This is a genomic window from Amycolatopsis sp. NPDC039088 (assembly GCF_055598845.1).
On the sequence record NZ_JBVKAE010000006.1, the window covers coordinates 283,570 to 289,569 of the forward strand.

Genomic DNA, 6,000 nt, shown 5'->3' on the forward strand with positions numbered 1-6,000 from the left:
CTGCGAGCGATTCACCAACAACCGAGCCCCGGCCGCTGCGATTAATCCTACTCCTGGAATAATCTTCATGTCGAGGGTGGGCAGAGTTGATCACCCACTTGGCGGTGCGGGATAGTCCCGTTGAGGCAGGAGAAGCTGGGGACGTGACGATTCGCGCAGGTGGCGAGCGCACCCCCGACGGACGTTCGGAGGTACGACCAATGGCCGATTATCCATCGGCGCCGGATTACGATCCGGCCACGGCCGTGTCGCTGTTCGACGACGCCGCGTGGGAGAAATCCTTCGCGAGCGAGCCCAACGGGGGGAACTGTGTCGAGGTCAACCTGGGCAGGGAAGGCCTGGTCGGGGTCCGCGACACCAAACTGGCCGAGAGTCCCGTCTTCGTCTTCGATTCCGGTGAGTGGAACGCCTTCCTGAAGGCGGTCAAGGCCGGCCAGTTCGACCTGAGCCCATGACGAACGGCTCGCGTGCCCGTCCGGGACACGCGAGCCATCCGATCTTCGGTCACTACGCGTCACACTGTCGCCGGGAGTCCGTTCCCGCGCAGCCTGGCCTTGGTCCTGCGCCAGGCGATGGAGATCAGGACGGCGAGGACGATCAGCGGGATCAAGCTGATCGACCAGCTCACCGCCATCGGCGGCCCCGGCTGTTCGAGCACCGTCAGATCCCGGAGCTCACCGGTGCCCCGGCCGGCGGGCCCGTCGATCTCGAACCGGAGCGTCCACGCGCCCTGTGTCTTCAGCGCCCGGATGTCCAGCCCCCACACCTCCAGCTTCCGCGGATGTTTCGCCAGCGGCTGCGCCCGGCCCAGCCGCCCGGTTTCCGGATTGACGAACGCGAGCGTCCCCGACTTCCCGGCGATCCCGTCGTCCGGGATGAACGTGAAGTCCAGCGATTGCATGGCGCGCAACGGCCACGTGCTGAACCCGACCGTCATCCCGTACGGGCCGACCTGCACCCGTTCGGTATGGACGATGTTCACCGGTTCGTAGGCATTCGCCACCGGTGTGGTCGCGAACAGCAACCCGATCGCCGCCGCCAGCGCCAGCAGTGTCTTACGCATTCGCTTCGCCCCCTTGAGTCTTCGCGGGCGCCAGCAGCCGCAGCATCCCGCCGAAACGCCATCCGGCGAACCCGCCGAGCAGCCCGACCACCGCGCCGACCGCGGCCGTCATGAACACGATCGGCCAGTCGAGCGACCCCCCGTAGACGAGGTCGTTCTGGATCGGCATGGTCCCGCCGACCAGGAACCCGCCGATCCCGCCTGCCAGCACCGAAACCCGGCCGGCGGACCAGCCGCGCCGAGACAGCAGGTAGACCGCTTCGAGGACGGCGGCGATCGGCAGCAGAGCCATCGGCATCATCGCCGGCATCGCGGGGACGCCGTCGATGTAGTCCCGCATCGGCAGGCCGACAGCGGCCGCGTACGCCTCCGCGGCCCACGGCGAGAACCACCAGGTGATGGCCTGGATGACCGCGAGCGAGGCGGCGACCCACACCGCGCCGCCCGGCCTGCGCCAGAATCCCGCGCCCGCCGCGACCAGCAGCACCGAAAGCAACGCGATGCCGACGGAGATGACGTCGACCAAGTCGATGTCGATCTGCTGCAGCCCCAGCACGGTGACCGTGCTGAACGCGATCAGCACGCCAAGGCTGCCGACCACGCCGCGGGTGCCCCAGCGGTGCTCCCGCGCGGCCGCGAACACCATGACCGTGCCGATGATGCTCAGCGTGATCGACAGCAGCAGCCCGATGTGCGGCGGCGAGTCGATCACCGCGTCGAAGCCGTACAGACCGTGCCACCACTGGTCCCACAGGCCGTAAAGCAGGAACATCGCCGCGCCGCTGCCGGTCACCAGGTAGCCGGCCGGTGCGGCGAACACCTTCCCGAAGACGTTGATCACCCGGCCGCCGACGCGTGCGTCGACGCCTCGGCCCGCCCGGCGCGCGGCCGTGGTCATCAGCACGACCACGAGGCTCGCGAGCCCGCTGATCGCGCTGCCCGAATACAGGAACAGATGCGGCATCGTGAAGAACGTGTCCGGTCCGACGTCGCCGTGCCACTGGATGTCCCAGGTCAGCCCGATCAGCGAGATCACCGATCCGGCCAGCACCGTGCCCGCCGGAACGAGACCGGTGCGCTCACTTCGTGCCACCGAGACGGTCCTCGCCCCTCCCGCGGTGAGATCCATACCCCCGACCTCCCTCTCTTAGTTGACCAGCAAAGGAAAAACGTGCTGCGTGGCGCCGGATGGCCCGCGCAGTGAAACGGTGATCTCCCATTGCCCCGCCATCGGCAGCAGAACGTCGCCGGTGCGATACCGGCCCGGTGCCTCCGCGATGGCGGGGGACGGCGCGAGCGCGTGCCCCATCTGCGGCATGACGGGTTCGAGGGTGACCACGTCCGGCGCCGCACCCGTGACCGTCAGCGCGAAGACGTTGCCGCCCTGGTGCGGATCCGCGACCGACAACTCCACGGTGTACGGACCCTGTGTCGAGCGCTGCACCTGTTCCCCGCCGCCGCTCGGCCACAGCAGCCAGGCCACGATCGCCACCACGAGAACGGCGACCACGGAGATGAGGAGGACGGGTTTCCGTCGCTCGGTGTCCGGCATGTCCACTGTGGACTTCACTGGGGCGCCCCTCCCGGCGGGATTTCGATCTGCATGGGCACGGTCAGCACCGTGTAATCGCGTTCGGCCTGCAGCCAGACGCGGTACTTGCCGGGCGCGCCGAAGGTGTAGGTGAACGAGACGTCGGGGCCGTATGCGGCGACGGTCTCGTCGGGTTTTCCCGGCATACCGGGCGATTGCGGGATCATCGAGTGCACGTGGGCCCAGGTCGGCGCGGTAGCGGCGGCCGCGCCGACCCGGTCGTCGCCGGTGATCGGGCCGACGACGATCAGGTGGCCGAGCATGCCCAGCCATGGTTGGAGATCGGCGCGGCCGAACCGCGCGGTGATGGTGGTCGGCGTGCCCGGTTTGACGTCGACGTCGATCTTGTTCCCGCCGATGACCCGCGAACCAGCCCCCGCGGGCACCGGGTCGGCGGGGGAGTCGGTGCCCGTCGCGACCGGCATCGTGGTGCGGGCCAGTTGCACGCCGCCGCCTCGCCGGGCGAGTTCGGCGGCGACAGCGTAGGTTCCCGCCTCGGGCGGGGTGAACTTCACCCGGTAGTCACCGGGGCCGACACGCACCGGATGCAGATGCCAGAGCCTGCCTGTCGGCGAGATGACGACGAGATGGATCAAAGCGTTGTCGTGCACCAGAAGGTCGTCGACCGGACGACCGGTCGCACCGTCGGTCAAAGCGATCCGGACGTCGGCGAGACCGCCCGACCGGGCACCCGGGGAGTGCACGGCGAGGTTCACCGGCGGCCGCGAAAAGTCCACAGTGGACATCTGCGCGTTCGCGTACGGGTCCTGGATGTTGTCGATCGTCGGATCCAGCGCCGCCCCCGGCGCGGGTGGTGGCGGGGTCGACGCCGAAAGCATCGCACCGGTGATCGCGACGGCGAGCGCGGCGACCATCCCGCCGGCCGGGATCAGCGCCAGTTGTGGCCGCTTGACGCGCATCGCGATGACCAGGCCGAGTATCAGGAACACACCTGCGGCGACGAAACCGCCGAAGGTGGCCTTTTCCCACGGGGGAATGACCCTGGCCGGGACGATGAACGGGATCGACGCGGTGTCCGTCCCGTCGTCGAGGCCGAGCTCCCACGGCCCTGGCTGGTCGACCCGCAGCAGCGCCGAATAGGCGCCCGGCTTCTCGCCCAGCTGGACGGTGGTTTCGGAGAACGTCGTTCCCGCGGTGGACGCGCGCAGTTTCAGCGTTCCCGCCGGGTTCCCGGCGTGCGTGACGACGTCGACGTGCAGTGGACCGGGCGCGATGTCCATCCGCCGCAGCACGACCGTGAGATCGCGGGTGCCGAGTGTCTGCGCGACCTGGACGTCCGCTCCGCTCGACACGCCGTCCGCCTGGGCCGTGCCACCCGACAGCAAGAACGTCAGCGCACAGAGCACGAGTACTCCGGCGATGACCAACGGCGCCGTGCGCCGCCCCCTCGGTGAATTCCCCATCCTGGCTGAAGTTAACGGCGGCGCCAAGGGAAAGCGTCACGGCGCGGGGTGAACCGGGGTCCCCCGTAAAGGGGACCACGGCCCTTACCTCCGGTGGGGGTTTCACCCGAGCAGAAACGGTTTCAGGTTTTCGAGCAGGGCGCGAGGGCGTTCTTCGGCGAGAAAATGGCCGCATTCCCCGATCGCCGTACCGGAGACGTCGTTCGCGTAATCCCGCCAGATCTCCAGTGTCGGCAATTTTCCCAGCAGACCGCTCGCACCCCACAGTGCCAGCACGGGGAGTTCGAGGCGACGACCCGCGTCGAAATCGGCGTCGTCCGCTTCCGCGTCGTGCGGGAAGGACGCGCGGTAGTCGTCGAATCCGGCCCGCAGGGCGCCCGGCGCGGAGAAGGCGCGGACGTATTCGTCCACGGCCTCCCGGCTCAGGCCTTGCCGCTGATGCGTCCAGCGTTCGAAGAAATAGCCGAGGTAGGCGGCGATGTCCCGGCCGGCGAGCAGTTCCGGCAGATCCGGCTGGAGGTGGAACAACCAGTGCCAGTAGGCGCGGCCGATCTCGGCGTCGAGGCGATTCCAGAGTTCCCTGGTGGGGATGATGTCGAGGACGGCGAGCCGGTCGACCTGATCGGCCCGGTCCAGCGCCCAGCGGTGGGCGACCCGGCCGCCACGGTCGTGTCCGACGACCGACATGCGCTCGAAACCCAGGTGCGTGGCGAGTGCGGCGACGTCCGCCGCCATCGTGCGTTTGTCGTAGCCGTCGCGGGGTTTGTCCGTTTTGCCGTAGCCGCGGAGGTCGGGTGCGATCACCGTATGCGTTTCGGTCAGCTCGCCGATGATCTCGCGCCAGCAGTACGACGTCTGTGGCCAGCCATGCAGGAGAAAGAGCGCGGGGCCCTCTCCGGCGCGCAGGTAGTGCATCCGGATGCCGTTGACCGAAGCGGTCTCGCTTTCTAACCGGTTCATGGGGTTAGAAGGTAGACCGGCTTCCTAACCGATGGCAAGGGTTAGAATCGCCGGATGGAGTGGGTCTTCGACGGCGGGCGACCGTGCCTCGACCTCGTGAACACCGTGCGCGAGCGGCATGAGAGCGGGCGAGAGTTGCTGACCGACCCTCTCGCGCTCGCCGAATGGCTGCGGCTCATGGGTTTCGCTGTCACCGAAGCGAGCGCGGGCGAACTGTCGGCCGCGCGGGCGCTGCGGGAAGCCGTCGACAAGGTGCTTCTGGGCGATCCCCGGCACACGGATGTCCTGCTGGTCAACGAGATGGCGTCCGACGCGCCGTCACCGTGGCTGCGTTACGACGACGGCAAGCCGGTGAAGGAGCTGAGGCCGGTATCGGTGATCGCCGCCCTCGGCGCGCTCGCGGCCGACGCGATCGACCTCGCCACCGAGGACGTCGCCGTCCGGATCTGCGCCGCCGACGATTGCGGCCTGCGGTTCTGCGACGCCTCGCCGAGGCGTTCACGCCAGTGGTGCTCGATGGCGCGCTGCGGCAACCGCGCGAAGGCCCGCGCCCACTACGCCCGCACTCGAAAGCGCGTTTAGAGGACAAAACGCGGGCGTTTCCGGGGCTCGGGCTGGCTCACGGCATCCGGGGCGTGATCGGCTCGCTGGCGTGAAGGCCCTCTTTCTTACCCTGAAGGTAGCGAAGGAGGCCTTTGCGGACTGGCCGCGGTCAAGACTCCTCGCCGAGGCGGAGTGCTTCCTTGACTGTCCACAAGGGACACTGTTAGGCGAATACGTGTCTCATTGATGCCTATATGTACAGTTTCAAATGGGGTCGTGAGTGCTAATTAGGGTTATTGAGGGGTAAGGCAAACGTGTCGTGGCGTGGGCGAGCCGGCAGGCTGGGTGACGCGACACCGCACTCGCGTGCTCCGCACCACCGAGTGCGGCGGCCAGGCACGCGAGTCACGCCCTCCCGG

7 protein-coding genes are annotated in these 6,000 nt (G+C 68.3%); 2 read left to right on the forward strand and 5 right to left on the reverse strand.

From position 1 onward, the window contains the following. Positions 1-200: 200 nt before the first annotated feature. Positions 201-455, forward strand: coding sequence for a DUF397 domain-containing protein (locus ACZ7KI_RS10770; RefSeq protein WP_470272898.1), 255 nt, complete (start codon positions 201-203; stop codon positions 453-455). Between the two features lie 59 nt (positions 456-514). On the opposite strand, the gene ACZ7KI_RS10775 is transcribed toward ACZ7KI_RS10770, so the two are convergent. The 5 genes from ACZ7KI_RS10775 to ACZ7KI_RS10795 form a co-directional block, all read right to left on the reverse strand. Beyond that, on the reverse strand, positions 515-1,063 hold the full coding sequence (locus ACZ7KI_RS10775; protein ID WP_470272899.1) for a hypothetical protein: 549 nt from the start codon (positions 1,061-1,063) through the stop codon (positions 515-517). After that, positions 1,056-2,192, reverse strand: a complete 1,137-nt coding sequence (locus tag ACZ7KI_RS10780) for a hypothetical protein (protein ID WP_470272900.1) — start codon at positions 2,190-2,192, stop codon at positions 1,056-1,058. The genes ACZ7KI_RS10775 and ACZ7KI_RS10780 overlap by 8 nt, the downstream gene beginning before the upstream one ends. Positions 2,193-2,210: 18 nt before the next feature. Beyond that, positions 2,211-2,633 (reverse strand): FixH family protein, encoded by a 423-nt coding sequence (locus ACZ7KI_RS10785; protein WP_470272901.1) that lies wholly within the window; start codon positions 2,631-2,633, stop codon positions 2,211-2,213. After that, complete coding sequence (locus tag ACZ7KI_RS10790; protein WP_470272902.1) at positions 2,630-4,078, reverse strand: hypothetical protein; 1,449 nt, start codon at positions 4,076-4,078, stop codon at positions 2,630-2,632. The genes ACZ7KI_RS10785 and ACZ7KI_RS10790 overlap by 4 nt, the downstream gene beginning before the upstream one ends. A gap of 102 nt (positions 4,079-4,180) precedes the next feature. After that, positions 4,181-5,038: an alpha/beta fold hydrolase gene (locus tag ACZ7KI_RS10795; protein WP_470272903.1), complete on the reverse strand. Its 858-nt coding sequence runs from the start codon at positions 5,036-5,038 to the stop codon at positions 4,181-4,183. A gap of 54 nt (positions 5,039-5,092) precedes the next feature. On the opposite strand from ACZ7KI_RS10795, the gene ACZ7KI_RS10800 reads away from it, so the two are divergent. After that, positions 5,093-5,620: a CGNR zinc finger domain-containing protein gene (locus tag ACZ7KI_RS10800; protein WP_470272904.1), complete on the forward strand. Its 528-nt coding sequence runs from the start codon at positions 5,093-5,095 to the stop codon at positions 5,618-5,620. The last annotated feature ends 380 nt before the right edge of the window (positions 5,621-6,000 follow it).

Coding starts and splice junctions, on each gene's coding strand:
- ACZ7KI_RS10770 (WP_470272898.1), top strand. CDS start 201: ATGGCCGATTATCCATCGGCGCCGGATTACGATCCGGCCACGGCCGTG.
- ACZ7KI_RS10800 (WP_470272904.1), top strand. CDS start 5,093: ATGGAGTGGGTCTTCGACGGCGGGCGACCGTGCCTCGACCTCGTGAAC.
- ACZ7KI_RS10775 (WP_470272899.1), bottom strand. CDS start 1,063: ATGCGTAAGACACTGCTGGCGCTGGCGGCGGCGATCGGGTTGCTGTTC.
- ACZ7KI_RS10795 (WP_470272903.1), bottom strand. CDS start 5,038: ATGAACCGGTTAGAAAGCGAGACCGCTTCGGTCAACGGCATCCGGATG.
- ACZ7KI_RS10790 (WP_470272902.1), bottom strand. CDS start 4,078: ATGGGGAATTCACCGAGGGGGCGGCGCACGGCGCCGTTGGTCATCGCC.
- ACZ7KI_RS10780 (WP_470272900.1), bottom strand. CDS start 2,192: ATGGATCTCACCGCGGGAGGGGCGAGGACCGTCTCGGTGGCACGAAGT.